General features: G+C 65.8%; 16 protein-coding genes. 7 read left to right on the top strand and 9 right to left on the bottom strand.

Annotated elements, in window-relative coordinates:
* Nucleotides 1-140 precede the first annotated feature (140 nt).
* Both AC2FL1_RS13640 and AC2FL1_RS13635 read right to left on the bottom strand, forming a co-directional pair.
* Nucleotides 141-1874, bottom strand: a complete 1734-nt coding sequence (locus AC2FL1_RS13640; protein WP_496877307.1) for a glycosyltransferase — start codon at nt 1872-1874, stop codon at nt 141-143.
* A gap of 2 nt (nt 1875-1876) precedes the next feature.
* A complete protein-coding gene (locus AC2FL1_RS13635) occupies nt 1877-2374 on the bottom strand; it encodes a hypothetical protein (RefSeq protein WP_496829814.1) in 498 nt (165 codons plus the stop codon).
* 134 nt (nt 2375-2508) lie between these two features.
* Here AC2FL1_RS13635 and AC2FL1_RS13630 point away from each other — a divergent pair, with 134 nt between their 5' ends.
* The 3 genes from AC2FL1_RS13630 (at nt 2509) to wecC (ending at nt 7821) form a co-directional block, all read left to right on the top strand.
* Nucleotides 2509-5298 carry a glycosyltransferase gene (locus AC2FL1_RS13630; RefSeq protein WP_496877306.1) on the top strand — a complete coding sequence of 930 codons (2790 nt, stop codon included), beginning with the start codon at nt 2509-2511 and terminating at the stop codon, nt 5296-5298.
* A gap of 92 nt (nt 5299-5390) precedes the next feature.
* Entirely contained in the window at nt 5391-6503 is a 1113-nt protein-coding gene (wecB, locus tag AC2FL1_RS13625) for a non-hydrolyzing UDP-N-acetylglucosamine 2-epimerase (protein ID WP_234145723.1), read from the top strand.
* Nucleotides 6504-6543: 40 nt separating this feature from the next.
* Nucleotides 6544-7821, top strand: coding sequence for a UDP-N-acetyl-D-mannosamine dehydrogenase (wecC, locus tag AC2FL1_RS13620; RefSeq protein WP_496877305.1), 1278 nt, complete (start codon nt 6544-6546; stop codon nt 7819-7821).
* 33 nt (nt 7822-7854) lie between these two features.
* Here the strand turns inward: wecC and AC2FL1_RS13615 are convergent, their stop codons facing one another.
* Together AC2FL1_RS13615 and AC2FL1_RS13610 are read right to left on the bottom strand one after the other, a co-directional pair.
* Nucleotides 7855-8694, bottom strand: a complete 840-nt coding sequence (locus AC2FL1_RS13615) for a glycosyltransferase family 2 protein (RefSeq protein WP_496877304.1) — start codon at nt 8692-8694, stop codon at nt 7855-7857.
* Nucleotides 8649-9368 (bottom strand): glycosyltransferase family 2 protein, encoded by a 720-nt coding sequence (locus tag AC2FL1_RS13610; protein ID WP_496829824.1) that lies wholly within the window; start codon nt 9366-9368, stop codon nt 8649-8651. Before AC2FL1_RS13610 ends, AC2FL1_RS13615 begins: the two co-directional genes overlap by 46 nt.
* Before the next feature lie 335 nt (nt 9369-9703).
* On the opposite strand from AC2FL1_RS13610, the gene pseB reads away from it, so the two are divergent.
* From pseB to AC2FL1_RS13590, 4 genes are all read left to right on the top strand, one after another.
* Complete coding sequence (gene pseB, locus AC2FL1_RS13605; protein ID WP_234145720.1) at nt 9704-10714, top strand: UDP-N-acetylglucosamine 4,6-dehydratase (inverting); 1011 nt, start codon at nt 9704-9706, stop codon at nt 10712-10714.
* On the top strand, nt 10711-11889 hold the full coding sequence (pseC, locus tag AC2FL1_RS13600; protein WP_496877303.1) for a UDP-4-amino-4,6-dideoxy-N-acetyl-beta-L-altrosamine transaminase: 1179 nt from the start codon (nt 10711-10713) through the stop codon (nt 11887-11889). The genes pseB and pseC overlap by 4 nt, the downstream gene beginning before the upstream one ends.
* Before the next feature lie 90 nt (nt 11890-11979).
* A complete protein-coding gene (pseF, locus tag AC2FL1_RS13595; RefSeq protein WP_496829828.1) occupies nt 11980-12666 on the top strand; it encodes a pseudaminic acid cytidylyltransferase in 687 nt (228 codons plus the stop codon).
* A gap of 48 nt (nt 12667-12714) precedes the next feature.
* The gene (locus AC2FL1_RS13590) at nt 12715-13473 is read left to right on the top strand and encodes a class I SAM-dependent methyltransferase (protein WP_496877302.1); all 759 of its coding nucleotides are present in this window, start codon (nt 12715-12717) and stop codon (nt 13471-13473) included.
* Nucleotides 13474-13494: 21 nt separating this feature from the next.
* Here the strand turns inward: AC2FL1_RS13590 and AC2FL1_RS13585 are convergent, their stop codons facing one another.
* The 5 genes from AC2FL1_RS13585 to AC2FL1_RS13565 form a co-directional block, all read right to left on the bottom strand.
* A complete protein-coding gene (locus AC2FL1_RS13585) occupies nt 13495-14727 on the bottom strand; it encodes a hypothetical protein (protein WP_496877301.1) in 1233 nt (410 codons plus the stop codon).
* Between the two features lie 84 nt (nt 14728-14811).
* A complete protein-coding gene (locus tag AC2FL1_RS13580; RefSeq protein ID WP_496877300.1) occupies nt 14812-15957 on the bottom strand; it encodes a tetratricopeptide repeat protein in 1146 nt (381 codons plus the stop codon).
* Nucleotides 15958-16200: 243 nt separating this feature from the next.
* Entirely contained in the window at nt 16201-19281 is a 3081-nt protein-coding gene (locus AC2FL1_RS13575; protein ID WP_496877299.1) for a hypothetical protein, read from the bottom strand.
* 6 nt (nt 19282-19287) lie between these two features.
* Nucleotides 19288-20358 carry a pseudaminic acid synthase gene (gene pseI, locus AC2FL1_RS13570; RefSeq protein ID WP_496877298.1) on the bottom strand — a complete coding sequence of 357 codons (1071 nt, stop codon included), beginning with the start codon at nt 20356-20358 and terminating at the stop codon, nt 19288-19290.
* 28 nt (nt 20359-20386) lie between these two features.
* On the bottom strand, nt 20387-22303 hold the full coding sequence (locus tag AC2FL1_RS13565; RefSeq protein WP_496877297.1) for a hypothetical protein: 1917 nt from the start codon (nt 22301-22303) through the stop codon (nt 20387-20389).
* Nucleotides 22304-22315 lie beyond the last annotated feature (12 nt).

The raw sequence follows: 22315 nt of genomic DNA, 5'->3' as shown, positions 1-22315 counted from the left end.
CAGCCGGGTGGTCAGCCTGTGCCGCAGCAACAGGTCGGTGTCGAAATCCGGTTGCAGCGCCAGCAGCTTGCAGGTGTTCAGCAACCAGATCGTCGAGCCGTCGATCAGGTTGAAATTCTGCTCGGCCAGAACCGCAACCCTCATTGTGCCGCCTCCCGGATATCGGCCTGCCCTTCTTCGGGCAGAACCTCTTCGAAGACCGCGCTCACCGTGCGATAGAGCGGTGCCTGCCCCCGCCGCACCGGCCCGGTGACCTGCAAACGCCAGCCACGGGCCACCGCGATCCGGCAGGCATCCATGATCTGCCGGTTCAGGCGCATGTTCTGCATCGACCACAATCCGTCCCACTCACCGGGTGCCTCCTGCAACCCGCACCAGTCGATGATGAAATGTCCCACCGGCCCGGTGGCCAGCTCGGCCAGCAGCGTGTTCCGGGTCAGACGCCGCAGCTCGCGCCCGGCCAGATGGGCGCAGGGTCCGATCGCGGCGATCGGCCCCGCCAGGACCATATCCCTGAGCGCCGCCTGCGGCACGCTGGCCAGGTCGAAACCGGGCACGCCGCCCGCCAGATTCCTGTCGCCCGTTTCCGGGGCCAGGGGCAACGCCGGCACCGACCGGGCGACGCGTTGCAGATGCCGCGAGATCGGGGCCACCCGGCGCGACCAGAGCAGTTCGGCCGCCAGCGGCTGCGTCCGCGCCGGATGCGCGCCCGTTTCCAGCATCCACTTCACCTGCCCGGCCAGGGTCTCGATATCGCCCTCGGGGAACAGGACCGCGTGAATGTCGCCTGCGATCTCGGCCAGCGGCGCGATATCGCTCATGAAGACCGGCAGCCCATGGCTGGCGGCGGAATAGGGTTTGAGCGGAGCGACCAGTTCGGTCACCGCATGACAGCGGCGCGGCATGATCATGGCATCGGCCAGAGCGTAATACGCGGCCATCCGCTGCTGCGGCACCCGGGGCACCAGATGCAGATGACCGGCAACGCCCAGCGACTGGGCCAGCGCCTTGATCCGGCTCTCGGTCCCTGTCTCGCCAGCACTGTCGATCAGCCCCTTGGCGGCACCCGACCCCACGATCATCATGGCCACATCCACCCCGTCCTGGCGCAGCCGCGCCAGCAGGCGGATCAGGTCCTCGCTGCCCTCATATGCACTCAGCGACCCGAAATAGCCCAGCAGATGGCGCGCGCCGCAGCCGATACTCTCCCGCGTCACCTCGCCGGCCGCGCCCCGGCTCTGAGCCGTCAGCGCCGATACCCCGTTCGGCACCAGCTCGATCCGGTCACCCGGCACGCCCTGCCGCACCATCTCGTCCCGCATGGCCGCGTTCAGGGTGAACACCGCCTCGGCCCGCTGCGCCACGCGCAACTCGTTGCGGCGGTCCCGCTCATAGTCTTCGGTCCGCTCATACCCCGGCTCGCACACGGCGCGCGACAATTCCCAGAATCCGCGCTGCTCGTAGAAGAACGGCACCCCCCAGCGGCGGGCCGCGTTCTGGGCGGGTTCTCCGGTCTGCCAGTTCGATGCCGCCATCACCGCGGCGGGGCGAAATATCCCAAAGGCCTCCATCAGCCCTCGTTCAGCACCGCGCATCCGGTCGCGAAAGCCCCGACCCACCCCCGCGGGCATCGGCAGGAACACATAGCGCACGCCATCGATGACCTGTTCGGGAGAAATCCGCCGGCGCCGGGAAAACCCGTCGATATCCCAGGGACGGCCCGGGCGGTTGATCACCACCACATCATGCCCCAGCTGACCCAGCGCACGCGCCACCTCATGGGTGCGCACCGCATAGCCATTGCTGGAATAGGGGTAGCTGTGACTGACCACATAGGCCAGACGATCCGGCAGTTTCCAGGATGAATTGGCCATCCCTATCCCTCGGACAACATGCCGGGACGGATGGCGCGCTGCTCTTGCCAGCCGACCGTCAGGTAATGCCACAGGGGATTCAGACCGCTGGCGGCGATATCCGGATAGGTCCGCAGATAGAACATCGTGTTGAAATGCGGGCCCGGATCGCGCCCCTCGCGGGCGCCATGTTCCAGGAAATGCGCAACCGGATCGACGCCCGCCGTGCGCACATCCGGGTTGCGGCGCAGATACCAGGGCGCATCGAACAGGCCGCAATCGCGGATCGCCCGTGCCTGATAGCGGCGGCGGTACCCGCCATGCAGGCGCATCAGCGCCCGGGGACCCGGACCCGGCCGGCCCGGACTGCGGCAGATCACCGGATGCATGGCGCCCAGGGCGCCAACCTGCTGCTTGAGATCCTGCTGGGACAGGTAAAGGCGTTCAATGGTGCGCTGCATCTCGGCCAGGATCGCCGGAACAGGCGCAGCCGAACCGGGCCCGTGTTTCGAAGGCGTCATCTCATTCTTCCGTCAATCAACTTCGACACAGGTCAAAACCCCTGAAACCCGAGGTTAAATGACCTTGATTTTCCGCGATGTAAAGTGTGACTGTCCCCATTCCACCCTCTTGCGTTGCCGCGGAGTCCCCCGCCATGACCCGGTGCAAACCCGCCTTTTTCGACCCGGACTGGTACCTGCGCTGCTATCCGGATGTGGCCGCCTCCGGCATCGACCCCCTGCGCCATTACCTGCGCCACGGGCGCCGCGAAGGGCGTCTGCCCTGCGCGGTCTTCGCGGCAACCCGCGAACGGGACCGGCGCCTGGGGCTGCTCGAGGCCGGCCCCCGCGACCTCCGGGCGCTCGCCGCCCATGGCGCACCGGCAGAGCGCGCCTGGGCCCGGATCGCGCAGGCGCGCGAGGCCGCCCGGCACGGAAACTGGGCCGAGGCCGAGACCCTGCTGCGCCCGCTCGACCCCGAGACAGAACTGATCGGCGGCTTCTGCCTGCCCGATCCGGCCCTGCTTGCGATCGAGGCCGCCCTGGCCACCGGAGACCGGGACCGGGCCGAGGCCCTGTTGCGGGTCGCGCGGCACCTGTTGGGCGGGTTCCCCGATCTGCATCTGGCCGCGGCCAATCTGACCGCGGCCCGCGGCGGGCATGGCCTCGGCTGGCGCTGGCGGATGCAGATACTGTTCGCCCGCGCCGGGCTGGGCGGGGTGCGGGTGGCGCCGGGGGATGCTCCGGCCTTCGACAGGCTGCACCGCACGGGCCCTGCCCTGCCCCGCCGTGGTGGTCCGCTGGTCAGCGTGCTGATGCCCGCCCGGGATGCGGGGGCAACCATCGGCACCGCCCTGCGCAGCCTGCGGGACCAGAGCTGGCAGGCACTGGAAATCCTGGTGATCGACAATGGCTCGCGGGATGACACCGCCGCGATCGTGCGTCGCCATGCGGCCGGAGATCCCCGGATCCGCCTGCTGGACGGCAGTGCCGAACCGGGGGCCTATCCGGCCCGCAACATCGGGCTGGCCGCCGCGCGCGGCGCTTTCGTCACCGTGCTGGACGCCGACGACTGGGCCCATCCCGCCCGCATCGCCCGGCAGGCCGCGGCCCTGCTGCGCGCGCCCGACCGGATGGCCAGCATCTCGCACTGGGTACGCGCAACGCCCGATCTGCGCTTTACCCGCTGGTGGGGCGATACGGGATATGTGCATCGCAACATCTCCTCGCTGATGATCCGGGCCGAGTTGCGCGACACGCTGGGATACTGGGACCGCGTCAGGGCGGGGGCCGATACCGAATATCACGAACGCATCCTGGCCCAGCACGGACCAGAGGCGATTGCCGAGGTCTCGCCCGGACTGCCGCTCTCCTTCGGACGCAGCCATCCGGGATCGCTGACCCGCAACAGCGAAACCGGTCTGCACAGCCAGCATGCGGGACCCCGCCATGACTATCGCATGGCCGCCCGGCGCTGGCACCACCGGATGCGCGAGGACGGCGCCCTGCCCCTGCCCCGCCTGCCCGACCGGCGCCCGTTCCCGGCCCCCGCCGCCCTGGCCCTGACCGGCACAGCCGCCGAAGAGACCGCCCTGCCGCCGCAATTCGACGCCGCCTGGTATCTGCGCAGCTATCCCGACCTGCGCGCCCGCGATCTGGAACCCTGGTCCCATTACCGCGATCAGGGCGCCGCCGAGGGCCGCGACCCCGGCCCGGATTTCAGCACCACCGGCTATCGCATGGCGCAGGGGCTGCAAGAGGCCGACGGCCCGCCGCTCGCCCATTATCTGCGGGTGGGGGCCGCCGCCGGAGCCGACCCCACGCCGGTCTTTGCGGGCGCTCTGCCACCCCCCGCCCCGGGCAAGGCGCTGCTGTTCTTCGGGCACCAGGCCCGGGCCCGGATCTTTGGCGCCGAACGCAGCCTGCTCGATGTGCTCGACCGGGCCGTGGCGGCGGGCTTCACCCCTTCGCTGGTGCTGCCGAACCTGGAGAACGAAAGCTATCTGGCCGCCCTGCGTCCACGCCTGCACCGGTTGCATGTGCTGCCGTTCGGATGGCTGTTCGGCGGCGTGGCGCCACATCCCCGCACCCTTGAACGGCTGACCCGGCTGATCCGGGACAGCGGCGCGGTCGAGCTGCACCAGAACACCCTGGTGCTGGACGCCCCCCTGCGCGCGGCCCACGCCGCCGGGGTGCCCACGGTGGTGCATGTGCGCGAACTCCCGGCCCAGGATCCGCGCCTCTGCCTCGATCTGGGGCTCGGCGCGGCGGAATTGCGGACCTATATGCTGGAGCTCGGGGACCGTTTCATCGCCAACTCGCAGGCAGTGATCGACTGGCTCGACCTGCCCGCGAACCGCGTGAACCTGCTGCCCAACCGGGTGGATTCGGCCCTGGCAGAGCTGCCCTTTGCCCCGCAGGGCCACATCCGCGTTGCGCTCATCGGCAGCCTGAGCGCCCGCAAGGGCGTCGCGGATGCGGTGGCGATCGCGCGCGCCTGCGCGACCCTGCCAGCCCAATTCCTGCTGATCGGCCCCGACAGCACCGATCTCGCCGCACTGGCCCCCCTGCCCCGCAACATGCGTCACGCGGGATATTGCCCCGACCCGGCCGCCGCCCTGGCCCAGGCCGATATCGTGCTCAGCCTGTCTCATTTCGCCGAAAGCTTCGGGCGCACCGTGCTCGAGGCGCTGACCGCCGGGCGCCCGGTGGTCTGTTACGACCTCGGCACGCCGCCGGACCTGCTGGGCGACAGCGGTGCCGGACAGGTGGTGCCCGCCGGCGATACCGCCGCCGCCGCCCGCGCCCTGCAGCGCCTGATCTCCGATCCCGACCGGCTGCGAACGATGTCGCAAGCCGCCCGCGCACGGGGCGCCGTGTTGCAGCAGCAGGCCGCCACAATACCGAATACCGACCTCTTCGCGCCGGTCGTCGCGACAAGATAGTCCCACCCGCGCACCGCTTGGCGATTGCATTCGATCCTGAAGTTGATAACCAAAACACGCTCGCGCAACCGCCAGTCCAAAGGGTCCCCGCCGTGAAAATCCTCGTCGTCTTCGGAACCCGCCCGGAAGCCATCAAGATGGCCCCGGTGATCGGACAGCTGCGGCAGCGCCCCGATGTCCGGGTCGATATCTGCGTCACCGCGCAGCACCGGCAGATGCTGGACCAGGTGCTCGACCTGTTCGACATCCGCCCCGATCTGGATCTGAACCTGATGCGCGAGGGCCAGAGCCTGACCGATATCACCACCGGCGTCCTGCAGGCGCTGCGCGCGCCCCTGGCCGAGGGCGGCTATGACCGGGTTCTGGTGCATGGCGACACCACCACCGCCCTGGCCGCGGCGCTGGCCGCCTTCTACGCCCGGATCCCCGTGGGCCATGTCGAGGCCGGGCTGCGCACCGGCAATATTCACGCCCCCTGGCCCGAAGAGATGAACCGCCAGATGATCGGGCGCCTGGCCTCGCTGCATTTTGCCCCGACCGCGACCGCGCGCGACAATCTTCTTGCCGAGAACGTGGCCGACGACACCATCCATGTCACCGGCAATACCGTGATCGACGCCCTGCAGCAGGTGGTCGCCCGGATCGAGGCCACGCCCGACCTGGACAACCACCTCCGTCAGCAGTTCGATTTCCTGTCCCCCGACAGGCCGCTGATCCTGGTCACCGGTCACCGGCGCGAGAATTTCGGCCCCGGTTTCGAGGACATCTGCACCGCCCTGCGCCAGATCGTCGAGCAAAGCCCGGCGCAGATCGTCTATCCGGTGCATCTCAACCCCAATGTGCAGGGGCCGGTGACCCGGATCCTCGGCGGCGTCGAGAATATCCACCTGATCCCGCCGCAGGACTACCTGCCCTTTGTCTGGCTGATGCACCGGTCGCGGCTGGTGATCACCGATTCCGGCGGCATCCAAGAAGAGGCGCCCGCCCTGGGCAAACCGGTTCTGGTCATGCGCGAGACCACCGAGCGGCCCGAAGCGGTCGCGGCGGGCACGGTGCGCCTGGTCGGAACCGGCAGCGACCGGATCCGCACCGAGGCGCTGCGTCTTCTGACCGACCCGGCCGCCTATGCGGCCATGGCCCAGGCCCGCAGCCCCTATGGCGATGGCCGCGCCGCCGCCCGGATCGCGGCGCATCTGGCCGCCTGAACCGCTCCCGGACACTTATTCACAAGGAACTCGAGACAGAATGTTCGACCGTATTTCCATGATAGGTCTCGGCTATATCGGCCTGCCCACAGCCGCGGTTTTTGCCGCCTATGGCAGCCGGGTGATCGGCGTCGATGTCTCTGCCCATGTGGTGGATACGGTCAATGCCGGACAGATTCACATCGTCGAACCCGAACTGGACGGGATCGTGCACAAGGCCGTCAACGACGGCAATCTGCATGCCACCCTGACCCCGGAACCGGCCGACGCATTCATCATCTCGGTTCCGACCCCGTTCCGGGACGAGTTCCAGCCCGATCTGAAATATATCGAGGACGCGGCCCACAGCATCGCCCCGGTGCTGGCGCCGGGCAATCTGGTGATCCTGGAGAGCACCTCGCCGGTGGGCGCCACCCGCCAGCTGGCCGAATGGCTGGCCGCGGCCCGTCCCGATCTGAGCTTTCCGCAACAGGCCGGAGACGCCGCCGACATCCAGATCGCCCATTGCCCCGAACGGGTCCTGCCCGGCCATGTGGTGCGCGAACTGGTCGAGAACGACCGCATCATCGGCGGCATGAGCGCCCGCGCCTCGGAGATGGCCATCGCGCTTTACAAGCTGGTGGTCCAGGGCGACTGCATCGCCACCAGCGCCGAAACCGCCGAGATGTGCAAGCTGGTGGAAAACAGCTCGCGCGATGTCCAGATCGCCTTTGCCAACGAGCTGTCGATGATCTGCGACCGGTTCGGCATCGACGTGTGGGAACTGATCGCGCTGGCCAATCGCCATCCCCGCGTCAATATCCTGCAGCCCGGCCCTGGGGTCGGCGGCCATTGCATCGCCGTCGATCCCTGGTTCATCGTCGCCTCGGCCCCCGAAGAGGCGCAGCTGATCCGCGCCGCCCGCGAACGCAACAACGCCAAGCCCGGCTGGGTGCTGGACAAGGGCAAGGCCGCCATCCTCGAGGTGCTGTCCCAGGCCCCCGAACGCGCGATGTCCGATATCCGGGTTGCCTGCCTGGGCCTGGCCTTCAAGCCCGATATCGACGATCTGCGCAAAAGCCCCGCACTTGAGATCACCCGCGCCTTTGGCCAGCTCGGCTGCCAGGTGCTGGCGGTGGAACCCCATATCAAGACCCTGCCCGCGGGTCTGTCGGATCTGCCCATTGTCCTGACCGACCTTCAGCAGGCCCTGGATCAGGCCGATCTAATCTGTATCCTGGTGCGCCACAGCGCCTTTGCCGGGGTGCCCGCCCGCCTGCCGGCAACGGCCCGCCTGCTGGATACCGTGGGCCTGTGTGCCGCCCGGCAGGGAAAGTGAACGCGGCCCGCGCCGGGCACCGAACGCGCGGGCTCAGTATCCCAGGCCAAAACGCAGCGCGGCACCGGCCCCGCCCAGCCGGTGCCGGTGCCGTATGGCATAAAGCATCCGTATGACCGGCGCCCGGATCCCGAAGACCCGCCGCAACAGGGCCTGCCGGGCCACCAGCAACCTGTCATCCATCCAGTCGTCGCCGGTGCTTTCATGGGGGTGCGAACCGGTCACGATCGGCACCGACTGCCCGCGCAGGCGGGCCTTAAGCATATCGCTCACAAAGGCGTATTCCTCGCCCACCGGGTAACGGGCCCCGATCCCGAAATTGGGATCGAACCAGATCCCAGCCCGCATCACCCTGCGGCGCCTGACCAACAGCTCGGGGGCGCAGATCCGGCCCGAATTGAACAGGCCCAGGCGCCGGATCCCGGCCCGTCGACCGCTGCGCGGCAGGCGCTCGCGCCGCCAGCCCGCCGCAAAGGTCAGGCGCGGATTGGCCACAAGCAGGTCGCGCAGGGCCAGGATGCCTTGCGGGTCCAGCACCAGATCATCATCCGAAAACAGCACGAACGCCCCGTCCGCCAGGGCCAGCGCCGCATTGCGGCTGTAGGACAGGCCCACCGTTTCCAGCGTCTCGAACCGGACATCCCCGCGCGCCTGCAGCGCGGTGGTCACCGTCTTGCCCGGACGCTGGATCAGCACCAGATAGGAGATGCCCGCCATCTGCGGCGGCAGGCTCAGGCCGCCCACGCGCGACCCCAGCGTGGAAATCGCCACGGTCACGCCGGTCCCGGTCCCCTCCGTTTCGGCTGCCCTGACCCCAGCCCGCATCATCACCCCCGTATCAGCCGCCTGACCAGATGGTTCGACAAGCACCATGCCGCCTGGGGCGCCGACAGCCCGGCATGATCCCGGTACAGGCGCCAGGTCGCGCCGAGCGCCCGGAACCGCTTGGCCGACAAGGAGCCCGGCGTTCGGTGATATTCGGCAAGCGGCAGGTCCAGGCCCAGGGCAGGTTCCTTCCGGCTCAGCAAATCCAGCCAGAGGGCATAATCCTGCCGCATCGGCAAATCCGGCATCTCGACCGTACCATAGACCTCGCGGTCATAGATAGCCGTGAGGCATCCGATCACATTGCCCCGCAACAGCTGCGCCCGCGTCACCGAACCCGGCACATTCACCTGCCACCGCCGACCGGCCGCGATCCGCCAGAAACCGGTATAGCTGAGCCCCGCGCCGTGTTCGGTCATGAACGCCAGCTGGCGTTCCAGCTTTTCCGGCACCCAGGCGTCATCGGCATCGAGAAACGCGATGAACCGGCCGCGCGCCGCCGCCAGGGCCCGGTTCCGGGCCGTCGCCGGACCGCCGTTGCGGGCCTGGGCCATGACCGTGATGCGCGGATCCCCCGCCGCCAGCGCGCGGGCGATGGCCAGGGTGTCGTCCGTCGACCCGTCATCGACGACCAGCATCTCCCAATCCCGCAGGCTCTGCGCCTGTACCGAGGCGACCGCGCGCGGCAGCACCGCGGCCGCATTATATGCCGGCGTGATCACGGAAACGCGGGGAAAGGGAGACATGTTCACTCGGATGCTCTTCAATGGCCGGCGCGGTCGACAGGTCGCCAACCGGGCAGATGGCCGGGCAATCGCCGAGATGTACAGAACATGCAAGTCGTCATGAGGTGAGTTGGCATAAAATCCCTTGACAACGCAAGCGCAAGCCCGCCAAACCGGACAGCATCGTCAACAACCACCTTGCACAAACGAAATTTCTGTAACAATAGCTGCAACCCGGGCTCCTGCCCCGGCGACCCTAAATGTTGGCTTGGGCTCGAGGCGAACCACTGTTATCAGACACTCAAAATTCAGAATCGAATGGAAACTATTATATGCTGAACAATAAGCGCATCTTGGTAACCGGCGGCACAGGCTCTTTTGGCACCCGTTTCATCAGCAGGGTTCTGCAGGACTACGATCCCTCGGCCGTCATCGTCTACAGCCGTGACGAACTCAAGCAGTTCGAAATGCAACAGAAATTCCCCGGCGAACATCGCATCCGCTATTTCATCGGCGACGTGCGCGACGAACGCCGGATGATGGAAGCGATGGAAGGCGTCGACTATGTCGTGCACGCCGCCGCGCTCAAGCAGGTTCCCGCCGCCGAATACAACCCGATCGAATGTATCCGCACCAATATCACCGGTGCCGAGAACGTCACCCGGGCGGCCATCGCCAACAACGTCAAGAAGGTCGTGGCCCTGTCCACCGACAAGGCAGCCAAGCCGATCAACCTCTACGGCGCCACCAAGCTGGTGTCGGACAAGCTGTTCGTTTCGGCCAACAACACCGTCGGCTCGCGCGACACCCGTTTCTGTGTCGTCCGCTACGGCAACGTGGTCGGCTCGCGCGGCTCGGTGATCCCGTTCTTCCATCGCATGATCGAGGAAGGCACCGATCACCTGCCGATCACCGACGAGCGCATGACCCGTTTCTGGATCACCCTCGACCAGGGCGTCGATTTCGTCCTGAAATCCTTCGAGCGCATGTGGGGCGGCGAGATCTTCGTGCCGCGCATCCCCTCGACCAAGATCACCGACCTGGCCACCGCCATGGCCCCCGATCTGGAACAGCGTGTCGTCGGCATCCGCCCCGGCGAGAAGCTGCACGAGGTGATGTGCCCCGAAGAGGACGCGCACCAGACCTATCAGTTCGACGAGTTCTTCTCGATCATCCCGACCATCAAGTTCACCGATCTCGACGTCGACTTCTCGGTCACCCGCCTGGGTGAAAAAGGCACGCCGACCGGCCCGGATTTCGAATACAACTCGGGCACCAACCCGGTGTTCCTGAACCAGGAAGAGATCATCGACCTCCTCGAAAAGACCGGGTTCGCAAAATGATACCTTACGGTCGGCAGTGGATCACGGACGAGGATATCGCCTCGGTCGTGGACGTGCTGACATCGGACTTCCTGACCCAGGGCCCTGCGGTCGGGAGGTTCGAGGACAGCATCAAGGCCGCGTGCAACATTCCCCACGCCATCGCGGTCAACAGCGCGACTTCGGCCCTGCATATCGCATGCCTGGGCCTGGGTCTGGAACCGGGCAAGCGCCTGTGGACCTCTCCCAACAGCTTCGTGGCCTCGTCCAATGTGGGGCTGCTCTGCGGGGCCGAGGTCAATTTCGTCGACATCGACCTCGACACCCTGTGCATGTGCCCCGACAAGCTGGCCCAGGCGCTGGCCGAGGCCGAGGCGGCGGGCACCCTGCCCCATATCGTGATCCCGGTGCATTTCGGCGGCCAGTCCTGTGACATGAAGGCCATTCACGCCCTGTCGCAGAAATACGGCTTCCACATCATCGAGGATGCCTCGCATGCGATCGGGGCCAGCTATGACGGTGGCCCGGTCGGCGATTGCCGCTATTCGGATGCCTGCGTCTTTTCGTTCCACCCGGTCAAGATCGTCACCACCGCCGAAGGCGGCGTGGTCACCACCGCCTCCGACGAACTGGCGACCCGTCTGGACCTGCTGCGCTCGCACGGGGTGACCCGGCAGCCCGACCTGATGACCCGCGAGGGCGACGGTCCCTGGTATTACCAGCAGGTGGAGCTGGGGCTGAACTATCGGATCACCGATATGCAGGCCGCGCTCGGCGCAAGCCAGATGACCCGGCTGACCGAGTTCGTGGATATCCGCCATGCCCGGGCCGAGGCCTATGACGCCGCCTTTGCCGACATGGCCGTGCGGATCCAGAAGCGCGAGGCCGAGAACCGCTCGGCGCTGCACCTCTATCCGATCCACCTGGCCGAGGACGGCCCCGACCGCGCCGCCCTGCGCCTGCGCCTGTTCGAGTTCCTGCGGGAACACGGGGTGGGCGTGAACGTGCATTACATCCCGATCCACACGCAGCCCTATTACCAGGGGCTGGGCTTCCGCGAGGGCCAGTTCCCCAATGCCGAGCACTATTATGCCGGCGCCCTGTCGCTGCCGCTGCATCCGCAGCTCAGCGATGCGGACCAGGCCCATGTGATCGCCATGGTCCGGGACGGTCTGAAAGAGATTGGCCAGAGCTGACCCTTCGGGGTCGGCTCCTGCCGCCAATCGCACCTGTCTTTTCAGCGGCCCGCCCGCCACCCTCCGCGGGCGCGCCAACCCGAGGATTTCATGAAGATCGCCCTTCTCCCCGCCCGCGGCGGCAGCAAGCGCATCCCGCGCAAGAACATCCGCGAATTCGGCGGCAAGCCGATGATCGCCTGGCCGGTCGAAGCCGCCCGCGCCTCGGGCCTGTTCGACCACGTGATCGTCTCGACCGATGACGCCGAGATTGCCGATGTGGCCCGCGCCGCGGGGGCCGAGGTGCCCTTCATGCGCCCCGACAATCTGGCCGATGATTTCAGCCCGACCCGGGTGGTGATCAACCATGCCATCCGCGCCATGGAAGACATCCACGGCCGCCCGGTCGAGATGGCCTGCTGCATCTACGCCACCGCCGCCTTCGTACGCCCCGAGGATCTGCGCGCCGCCCATGCCACGCTGACCGAGCGCGACGACACCCGGTTCGTCTTCGCCGCCGCCACCTTTGCGCATCCGGCGCAGCGGGCCATGGTCGAGACCGGCCAGGGCGGGGTCGAGATGCTGTTCCCCGAACATGCAAAGACCCGCAGCCAGGATCTGGCGGAAACCTTTCACGACGCGGGCATGTTCTACTGGGGCCGGCGTGACGCGTTCATCGACGACCACCCGATGTTCGGCTCGCAATCCCGCCCGCATATCATGCCGCGCGCCCGCACCCAGGACATCGACACGCCCGAGGACTGGGAGTTTGCCGAGGCGCTGTTCAGGTTACTCTGATCAGGTCCCGGACCGGCCTCTGCCGGGCGCAGGAACAGGAGACGCTCCATGGATCAGGACCCTTCGGATGACGCGCGGTTCGACGCCGGGTACCAGGCCTGGCTGAAAGACAATCCGGGCAAGCGGTTCTCGAAATATTTCGAGGCCGTCTATGTGCCGAAGATCGACCGGGGCGTCGCGCATGACAGCCTGGGTCAGAACCTGAAACACGCCGATTGGCGCGAGATGGGCAAGGGGCCTTTCAAGCTGATCAACCGGATCCATGATGCCCTCACCGGCAGCACCGGGGGTCTGCCGCAGGACATGACGGTTTGCGATTTCGGCTGCGGCACCCTGCGGGTCGGCGCCCATGTCATGGCCCACCTGGCGCCGGGGCGCTATATCGGCCTGGATATCGCACAGGCGCTGATCGACAATGGCAGCGCGGCCTGGGCCGACCGGGTCGCCGAGCGGCAGCCGCTGCTGGGCACTTTCGACACCACCCTGGATGCCGCCATCGCCGCCGCGCCGGACCTGCTTTTCGCCTTCAACGTAGCCTGTCACATCCATCCTGACGAAGAGACGGTGTTCTTCGACCGGATCACGTCCCTGCTGCACAAGCCCGGCGCAATCGCGCTGATTCATGTGCTGGTGGCCGACAAATCGCTGCGCTATCAGGAATCCGGCTGGGCCCACCCGGTGGATCATTACGTCCGGGCCCTGGCGCCGCTGCGCCTGCGCCCCCACCCGCTGGAATTCCTCACCTCGGTCGAGAAGTCATCCCAACGCCTCGACTCCCGCGTGCTTGCCTTCGAGAGACCCCGCTGAGGAGCCCATCCCCGCCGGGGATCAGGCGAGCTGGCCAAGCGCCCTGAGCTTCAGTTCCACCTTTGCCAGATGCCGCCGGACGGCGGCGTTGCCCGGCTCCCGCCGCAGGGCCCGCAACAGGCAGAACCGGGCCGGCTGGAACTCGCGATCCGCCACATGGGTCAGGGCAAGAGAGATCAGCGTGCGCACATGTCCGGGCTGTTTTTCCAGGATGCCCTGGCAGATCGCCTTGGCCCGCGCGGTGCCCTGGTTCAGACGCAGCGCAACGCAGAGCAGCAAAAGCAGGTTCACGTCATCGCCACAGCCGACCGCCGCCTGGGACAACACCGTCAGCGCCTCGGCCGGACGGTTCAGATGCAACAGCGCCTCGCCCAGCAGGGCTTGGGCCGCCTCGCCGTTGGGATAGGCCTCGAGCGCGGCCCGTGTCAGCCGTTCCACCCTCTCCCAATCGGCACCGTCCGACCGGGCCTCGCACAGCGCCTCGAACCCCTGTTCCACATATCCCTTTGCCGTCAGCGCCCGGCCAGTCCCGGCCTCGACCCCGACCCCCTTGCCCGCGACGAAATCGCGCAGCAACGGACCGAGCCGGGCCTGGCGCGACAGGAAGGTCGGCATGACATGGCTCCCGCCCACCATCGAGATCGCCTTGATCCGGGCAACCCGCATCAGATCCCTCGCCGACTTCAGGTCGGACAGGTCGCGCTCTCCCACGATCAGGGTCAGATCCGGCGCCGCCTCTCGCACCAGCGGGCGCAGGTCGGGACATGTTGGGGGTTGCGTGCCGGTGAAATGCGCCGCGCTCTGCGATTGCGGCGCATTGAGCACCGCATCGGTCGAGAAGGCCAGGATATCGGCCCCGAGCGCGGCCCCGTAGCGGATCGCGGCATAGCCCCCCATCGAGGTCCCGACCATGTAGATCCTGGTCGCCTGCAACACCTCCCGCCAGCGCGCCAGCAGGTCGAGCACCGCGGCGTCGCTGTCGGCGAAACCGGGGATCCCGTATTGATACCAGTGGTTTTCGCCATTGTTGAAGAAGAACCTGTGCGCCTTCAGCTCGCGCCCCTGCTGGAAGAAGTTGAAAACCCCTTCGGCAAGATCCTTGGCCCCGAAGAAGACCACCATCGGCCGCGGGGAACTGCCCTCCCAAGGCAGGATGTGATGACAGGGGCCGCAGAGGCTCGAAGGATAGGGTTCACACGACATCACGTGCTCCCCCGCAAGACTGGTGCGCGTCCCCATGTCACGGTCGGTCACGACACATCCCCTCTCCTTTCCGCCCGGCAACGACGCGGCCCAGACCCGCATGACGCGTCCCGGGCGCGCGTCCGGTTGCCGGGATCAGCCTTTCAGGGCCATACGGCGATAGGTTGCATTCGACGGTTGCAGCCGGAATGCCTCGGCATAACCGGCCTTGGCCGCTTCCTTGTCGTCCAGCCGGTTACAGATCTGTGCCAGATCGAAATGCGACGGGTGATAGTCGGGCCATTTCTCGAGGATGATCCGGTGGTGAAAGGCGGCTTCCTCCAGATCTCCGGTCATGCGCAGGCAATGGGCGAACAACGAGCGGTGTTCCACGAAATCCGGGGTCAGCGCCGCCGCCATGGCGGCATGCTCGCGCGCCCGTTCCGGATGCCCTTCCTTGAGATTGAGACGGGCCATCAGGTAATTGACCCGCGCCGATATCGGATATTGGACCAGGGCGTTTTCCAGTTCGGCACGGGCCCGCACGTAATCCTTGTTCAGGTAATGCACCCAGCCCCGGAAGAAGCTGCGCGGAAATTCCTTGATCTCCAGCGCATTGCCACGATCGACCAGCGTGGGCATGGGCTGCCCTTCGGTCATCGCCCGGATCGCGGGCACCAGCCGGTCCGAGAAATTCAGGTTGCGCATGACCGTATGTTCGTCATTGCGCAGGGTGACGATATTGACCGTATCCAGCTTCTTGACCAGGGCCGCGCAGTACAGATCGACCGGATCCATCTCGCCGGTGTAGATATGGAGCTTTTCCTTCGCCCCGGCCAGAATGTCATGCAGGTCGCCATACCGGTGCGGCGTTCCCGGCGGCATCATCTTGAGCGAACGGCTATAGGGCAGACCAAGGCGCGTTTCGGGGCTGAAGGCCAGCGCCGCGCCGCCCAGTTTCGCCGCGAAGAGCAGCGCGGCATAGCCGCCCATGCTGCTGCCGCAGACCCCGATCCGCTTCACCTTCAGCCCATCCGCAAGCCGCCGGATACTGTCGAATGTCTCGTCAAGGTTCGATCCCAGGCCGGGAACCCCGTTCTGATACCAGTCGTTGACCGGAACCCGCAGATACAGCTTGTGATAGGGCAGTTGGTCGGCCAGCTTCCACAGGTTGAAATGGCTCGGCTTGGTCCCGGTCGCACTGAGCAGGATCAGCAGATGCCGTGACCGGCCATGGGTTATGAGGTGATGTGACTCACTGCGCCGCGGCGTACCATTTAGGGTTTCCCCCGAACGTACCATCTTAACTATCCCCATTGAAAACGTTGCTCCTTCTTGCCCTGCCATACGAGGATCAACAAGCTGACCGCTCCACAAACCGCACCGGGTGTTCTGCGCAGGCTACATGATCGCGGCTCCGGCCCCCCGATCGGCCCGAGAAATCGCGTGCGCCCCCCGCCGATGGCCGGGGCAAGGTGGAAAGGAGGCTGGAAAGGGTGATCTTCATATCTGTCTCGTCTGGTATGCGCCCAAAAAGCCCTGATCCTAAACCGGAACGGCGGCCGCGGCAAACCCCGGCTCGAACCGTTCCCCCAGGGCGCGTCCCGCCAGTTCGATAACCGCCGGGTCCGGGGCTTTCTGATGCCGCTTGACATCGTCCTGGAACCAGTAGGGCGGGTAGAGCACCTTGTTGGTCACCGGGCGCGCATGATAGCGATAGGCCTGGGTGAACTCCTCGTTTGCCATGTAATCCAGCCAGACCGCCGCCCGCTCGCGCAGATCGGGGGCCACTTCGGCCGGCTTCTCGAAGCGCAGATACGCCTCGAACTCCTGCCGGTCGCGCACCGAGACATGGCCGATCGGATAGTCGATCGGCGCGAAATGGCCGGCCAGCACACAGGGCACGCCCATGATCCCCAGCTCGATCGCCGTGGTCCCGTTATAGACCAGCCCCAGATCCATCCGTTCAAGCATGTCATGCATGTCGAACCAGCGATGCCCCATGAAGACGGCATTCTCGCCCAGTGGCTCGTCCAGCAGGTCGCGGAAATACTCGGTCGGAAAGGTGGCGATCTGGTTGTTCAGCTCATGCGGATGCGGCTTGATCAGCAACAGCGTGTTGCTGCCCTGGACCGTCCGGATACAATGGTTGATCCAGTCCTTCATGTTGCTATGCGCCGGGCCGCCGTCAAAGGGCACCGCGCTGTCGCACACCACCTTGCCAAAGGCACAGGCGATCTTGCCGCCCTTGGCCCGCCATTCCTTCAGGCGCTTGTCCAGCGCCTGGGCCTCCTTGGGCAGCCCCGAGGTCCCCTCGGTCGAGCGCTTGACCTTGGTCACCCCGATGAAACGCTCCATGATCGCCGGGATATCGCCCTTTTTCTGTTCGTAATAATTCTCGAAAAACTCGGGGATCGGGAAACTGCCCGAGCGCACCTGCGGATATTGCGTCACGTTCCGCATGACAAACCGCTGCGAGATATTGGTCGAGAAATTGGTGAAATAGTTCTGGTACCCGTTGGCGACCTGCAGGCAGAAGAAGTTTTTGGGGTCGCCGTGTTCCTCGCAGAAGAAACGGAACAGCGAATCCGGCAGGCGGCAGCTGAACAGCGCGATACAGGCACCGGGCAGGTTGCGGTCGCGCGTGGTCTTCAGGGCATATTGCAGCACCCGCGCCTCGGCCCGGGTCCAGTCGACCAGCCCGCCCAGATAATGTTGCAGCTCGGGGCAATGCCAGTGGATCGAATAGCGGCGCCGGTTGATCGCCGCGTCTTCCCACAGCGAATGCCCCAGGTCGATCTTACCCCAGCGCAGGGTCGCATTGTCCGGGTCGAAGACGAAATCCTCCACGTCCGGCATCACCTCGGCGGCCTCGGGGCTGAACACGATATTGGGATTGAGCGCGCCATTGAGCACGTCGATCTCCTTGATACCGGTCAGTTCCCGCGGCAGGAACCCTTCGACAATGGGCACCACGGCCCAGCCCTTGCGCTTGAGTTCCGGCAGGACCATCAGCGGGTTGCGCCGGAGATGGTCGATATTGCGCGGCGCGATCAGCAGCACCCCCTTGGGGTTCTTGGGCTGTGGCACCGATTTGAAATGCTTGGCAGTCTCGATCAGAAAGCGCAGCTCGCCCACCCGCTTGATCAGACTGTGACTGGAAAAGGCGTTGACGGTGCTGGGATTGCTCAGCATCTGCCCATAGACTTCCTTGACCAGGTTCAGCGCCTCGTTGAACCGGCCCTGGCGTTGCAGGATATTGGCATAATACAGCAAGCCGCTGCGCCGGCGCAGGTTCTTGGGCAGAACCTTGTAGAAGGCGTTGGCCTTTTCATATTCCCGCGCGATCATCGCCCAGCGGAAAAAGTTCTGCATGTCCCGGTTGACCTTGGGCTTGAGCCCCTCGAGCCGGGCCATGATGCGGCAGGACAAGGCGACCCCGCCGGTATCGCGCGCGATGGTGGCCGGCACCGACCACAGGAAGGGCAGCATCTCGACGCGTTCCGACAACGCCTCCATGCGCGCATGCACCCGGTCGATCTCGGCGGCCAACCCCAGCCGGCGGACCAGCAGCAGATAGTCGCACAGCACCAGAACCATATCCGTGTTCTGTTTCGCGGTCCGGGGCGCGCTGTCGTCGAACAGCGGCTCCAGCTCGGCCTTCATCTCCGCCAGCCGGGTCCGGGCCAGCTCGTACGAGCTGCTGTAATCGGGCACGTGCCGCACGCTGGCGCGCACCATGTCCTGGATCGCCTTGATCCGGGCCTGAAGCGTCTCGGCCTCGGCAAAATCCTTGTCGCAGATCTCGAGATAGGTGTCGCGCATCCGGCCTTGCAGGGCCAGTTCCTTGAAATCCTGCATGCCGGCCACGCCAAAGGATTCCTCGGCCGCCGCGCCACTCTCCTCCGCCTTGGCCGAGGCCTTCTCCGACTTGCTCTCCTTCTTGCCCGCCGAAGCGACCACCAGGCTGTCGTAATCGCCGTCCTCGCTGGCCCAGTCCATGGCCTCGCGGGCGATCAGATCCACCATCCGCAGACTGTCCTGCAGGATCTTGGTGCGCCGCTTCATCAGCAGTTCGGGCGCGGCCTCGAGATTGGCCAGTTCCTTCACGATCCGGCGGGCAGCCGGGTGATAGGCGCCCTTCATCGCCCGGCACAGGGTGATGATATGGATCAGGAAGATGCTGTCGGTATATTGCTTCTGCGTATTGAGAGCCGCCGCCAGCAGGCGACGGCGCCCGGGTTCGGACACCATCTGCTGCGCGATCAGGTAACCGGCCTTGTAGGGGGCCGGACGGCAGGTCCGCTCCATCTCCGCCATCAGGGCGAACAGCCTGGCATAGTCCTTCTGCTCGATCGGTTCGGCCATCTGCGGTCGCAGCTGCCGGGCCCTGTACTCGGCGGCGCGCTCGAAATCGCCCAGCCCTTCATAGGCGCGTTCCTTCAGCCGCAGGGTCTTGGGACAGTCCGGCTTGTACTGGCCCGGCAGGTAGAGCAGCTGGCTCGCCAGCTTGTAGCGATTATAGCGCAACAGCACCTTGCTCAGCCGCAATGGCGCGCCATAGGTCAGTTTCCGGACGACCACGCTTTTGACACGATACAAGCTCTCGCGGAGCATAGCGTTCACCCCGCCTTACGATTTGTCGTCCAGAAGATCCCAGCTCATCGGCGTGCCACGCTTGACATCCTGTCCGACCCGGCGGCCGATCAGCGCATCGAAATGGCGCGGCGCCAGGCCCAGGCCCGGACGGATACGGCGCAGGTTCTCGGGCGTCAGCACATCGCCGGCCGTGAGATCGGCCCCGATATAGAGCGAGCGCCGCTTGCGGCGTCCGGCCTGTTCCGAGGCGGTCCCGCCAAAGGTGATCTTGCCCATGCCCGCCGCGGCGCGCTTGACCTCGGTCACCAGCGCGGTGAATTCGTCGGGCTCCAGCGAAAAGGCGCTGTCCACCCCGCCGGCGGACCGGTCGATGATGAAATGCTTCTCGATCACTGATCCCCCCAGGGCGGTGGCGGCACAGGACACGCCATTGCCCATGGTGTGATCGGACAGGCCGTAATTGCAGCCGAAGGTCTGACCGATCAGCGGCATGGTCACCAGGTTGGTGTTCTCCGGGCTGGCCGGATAGCTGGACGTGCATTTCAGCAGGGTCAGGTTGGTACAGCCCGCCGAGCGCGCCGCCTCGACCGCCTCGCCGATCTCGACCGCGCTGGCCATGCCGGTCGAGATGATCATCGGCTTGCCGGTCGCCGCCACGCAGCGGATGAGCGGCAGGTCGACCGCCTCGAACGAGGCGATCTTGTAGGCCGGCACATCCAGGCTTTCCAGCAGCTCGACCGCATCCTCGGAAAACGGCGTCGAAAAGGCCAGAATGCCTTTCTCGCGGGCCCGGTCGAAGATCGGCTTGTGCCATTCGGCCGGGGTCTTTGCCTCTTCATAGAGACTGTAGAGCGTGCGCCCGGTCCACAGCGACTTGGGATCGGTGATGGTGAATTCGCCCTCGCTCAGATCCAGCGTCATGCTGTCGGCGGTAAAGGTCTGGATCTTGAGCGCATCGGCCCCGGTGGCGGCGGCGGCATCGACGATCTCCAGCGCCCGGTCCAGCGACTGGTTGTGGTTGCCCGACATCTCGGCAATCACGAAGGGGCTGCCGTCATTTGCGATGCCGTGGGTTTTGCTAAGTTCTTCTCTCAGTGTGAGCATGAAACATGTCCTGTTTGTTCTGGGTTGGTCATCGCGCAATGACTTTGGAATCTTTGGAGCCTTCTATACCCGCGATGGCCGCGTTTTCCATGATAAGTTCGAGATTCAGCACCCTGAGGCAGCGCCCCCATTGAAAGGTGGTGATCCGCTCCGCCTCACCGCCGTGCAGCGCCTTCCACAGCGACGCGTAGACCTGGGTGACATAGGTGCGCGTCTCGGCGTCGGTCACCGCCGCCAGCACCCGCGAGGTTTCGGGGTTGAGATAGGCCACATGGTCGCGCACCATCTTCTCCATCGCATCCATCGACAGGGTCTTCACCTCGTCGACCGTCGGCCCGGCGCGCAGCTTGCGATAGGTTTCCCCGGCAAAGCGGCGGCACAGATCATAGACTTCGCGCTTGGGCACGGTGGCATCCAGCAGGTTTCTGGGCCGGCCCAGGTAATAGCTCAGCAGCGGCCCGCTCATCGCCACCAGCACCGAGCGGGAGTTGCGCCCCACCGGCAGCGTCGCCAGACGCTTGTTCGACAGGTGGCCATAGGTCAGGTAACGGACCATGTCGAGCGACATCCGCGGCGAGAGACCGGGCCCCACATGCGCCTTGAACAGGTCCAGTTCGCGGTTGAGATAGGTCATCCGGTCATGCGGATGATGCGCCGGCGACAGCAGGTTGGGATACTGGTGCGAGATCATGCCGCGCAGGATCCCGTCCAGTCCCGGCTCGGGATCGGGATCGGCCGGCCCCTGGATATGGGCGTAGAAATCCATCGTCCGGCGCTGAAAGACCGGGTTTTCCAGAAACTCGTCGGTGAACTGGAGATTGGTCAGGAACGCCTCGTATTGCAGGACCTTCTCGGCATTGGTCTTGATGCTGCGGGTCTTGGCGCGGGACAGAAAGCCCAGTTCGTGATTGGCATGCAGGATGGTCATGTTGGTATTGACCAGCGCATCCATGTTCTGCCCGTGCAACAGGTCGGTATCGGTCAGGTCCTGCCCCAGCAGGGCCAGGTGCACACTGCGCGCGCTGATGACTTCCTGGCGCATCATGTCGATGATCCCGGCCTGCACCTCGGGCCGGTCCCATGTGGTCTCGGGCAGGATTTCCAGGTCGATATCCAGCTGGTTGCTGACCGGCACCGCGCGCGAGGGCCCGTTGCTGCCCGAGAACTCGACCGAGAAGTTGCGGATCCGCTCCACCCCCATCTTCCAGCGCAGGCCGAGATAGATCAGCAGGCTGTCCACCCCGCCCGAGAACATCACCCCGATCTTGTTGGTGCCGCGGCTGCCGTAATAGCGCGCCAGCTGCGCCATCACGTCCTTGAACGCGCTTTCAAAGGAAATCGGTTTTTTCAACGGCGACGGGCGGGACAGATAGCTGTAATTCTCGCTCACCCGCCCATTGCGCAGCTCGAGCACCGCGCCCGGCACAAGCCGCAGAACATCCTTGAACACCGTGGTGAAGGGCATCTGGTTGAAATTGCTCTGGGGCGCGTAGCTGAACCAGAAACAGATCCCGAACGGATCCATCTCGACCGGCCCCGGCAGGTCGCGCAACACCGCGGACAGGGTCGATCCGGCGACGAACCGACCGTCCCGGGCACAGAAATAGCCGCCGCAATATCCCGGTGCGGTGATGATGCGCAGGCCGTCCCCGCTCTGGTCGACCAGCACGTAATTGCCGATCCCGTGGCGCGCCTCGGCGGCAAGATAGTCCTCCAGCGGCTGCTGGCCGTATTCCTGCAACAGCTTCTTGCGGCTCTTGTGCATCGGATCGCCGAAAATCTGCAGGGACGGCGTATCCGCCCCCTGCCCGGCGGTAATCAGGAACGTCTCGACCGGCTGCCCCGGCACGTCCTCGTCATTGACGGACACGGTCGAAAAGCTCCGCCGGGCGTCGTCTTTCAAACGCCCCAGCCGCCGCAGCACTCTTGTCGTCAGTCGTTCCATTCCGACCCCTGA

It is taken from the genome of Ruegeria sp. YKSF070, from assembly GCF_059612725.1.
Note: the sequence above shows the minus strand (reverse complement) of the source record. Positions and strands in the feature narration are given on the sequence as shown.

Coding starts and splice junctions, on each gene's coding strand:
- pseC (WP_496877303.1), top strand. CDS start 10,711: ATGATACCTTACGGTCGGCAGTGGATCACGGACGAGGATATCGCCTCG.
- AC2FL1_RS13640 (WP_496877307.1), bottom strand. CDS start 1,874: ATGGCCAATTCATCCTGGAAACTGCCGGATCGTCTGGCCTATGTGGTC.
- AC2FL1_RS13635 (WP_496829814.1), bottom strand. CDS start 2,374: ATGACGCCTTCGAAACACGGGCCCGGTTCGGCTGCGCCTGTTCCGGCG.
- AC2FL1_RS13615 (WP_496877304.1), bottom strand. CDS start 8,694: ATGGTGCTTGTCGAACCATCTGGTCAGGCGGCTGATACGGGGGTGATG.
- pseI (WP_496877298.1), bottom strand. CDS start 20,358: ATGCTCACACTGAGAGAAGAACTTAGCAAAACCCACGGCATCGCAAAT.
- pseF (WP_496829828.1), top strand. CDS start 11,980: ATGAAGATCGCCCTTCTCCCCGCCCGCGGCGGCAGCAAGCGCATCCCG.
- AC2FL1_RS13590 (WP_496877302.1), top strand. CDS start 12,715: ATGGATCAGGACCCTTCGGATGACGCGCGGTTCGACGCCGGGTACCAG.
- AC2FL1_RS13580 (WP_496877300.1), bottom strand. CDS start 15,957: ATGGTACGTTCGGGGGAAACCCTAAATGGTACGCCGCGGCGCAGTGAG.
- pseB (WP_234145720.1), top strand. CDS start 9,704: ATGCTGAACAATAAGCGCATCTTGGTAACCGGCGGCACAGGCTCTTTT.
- AC2FL1_RS13565 (WP_496877297.1), bottom strand. CDS start 22,303: ATGGAACGACTGACGACAAGAGTGCTGCGGCGGCTGGGGCGTTTGAAA.
- AC2FL1_RS13630 (WP_496877306.1), top strand. CDS start 2,509: ATGACCCGGTGCAAACCCGCCTTTTTCGACCCGGACTGGTACCTGCGC.
- wecC (WP_496877305.1), top strand. CDS start 6,544: ATGTTCGACCGTATTTCCATGATAGGTCTCGGCTATATCGGCCTGCCC.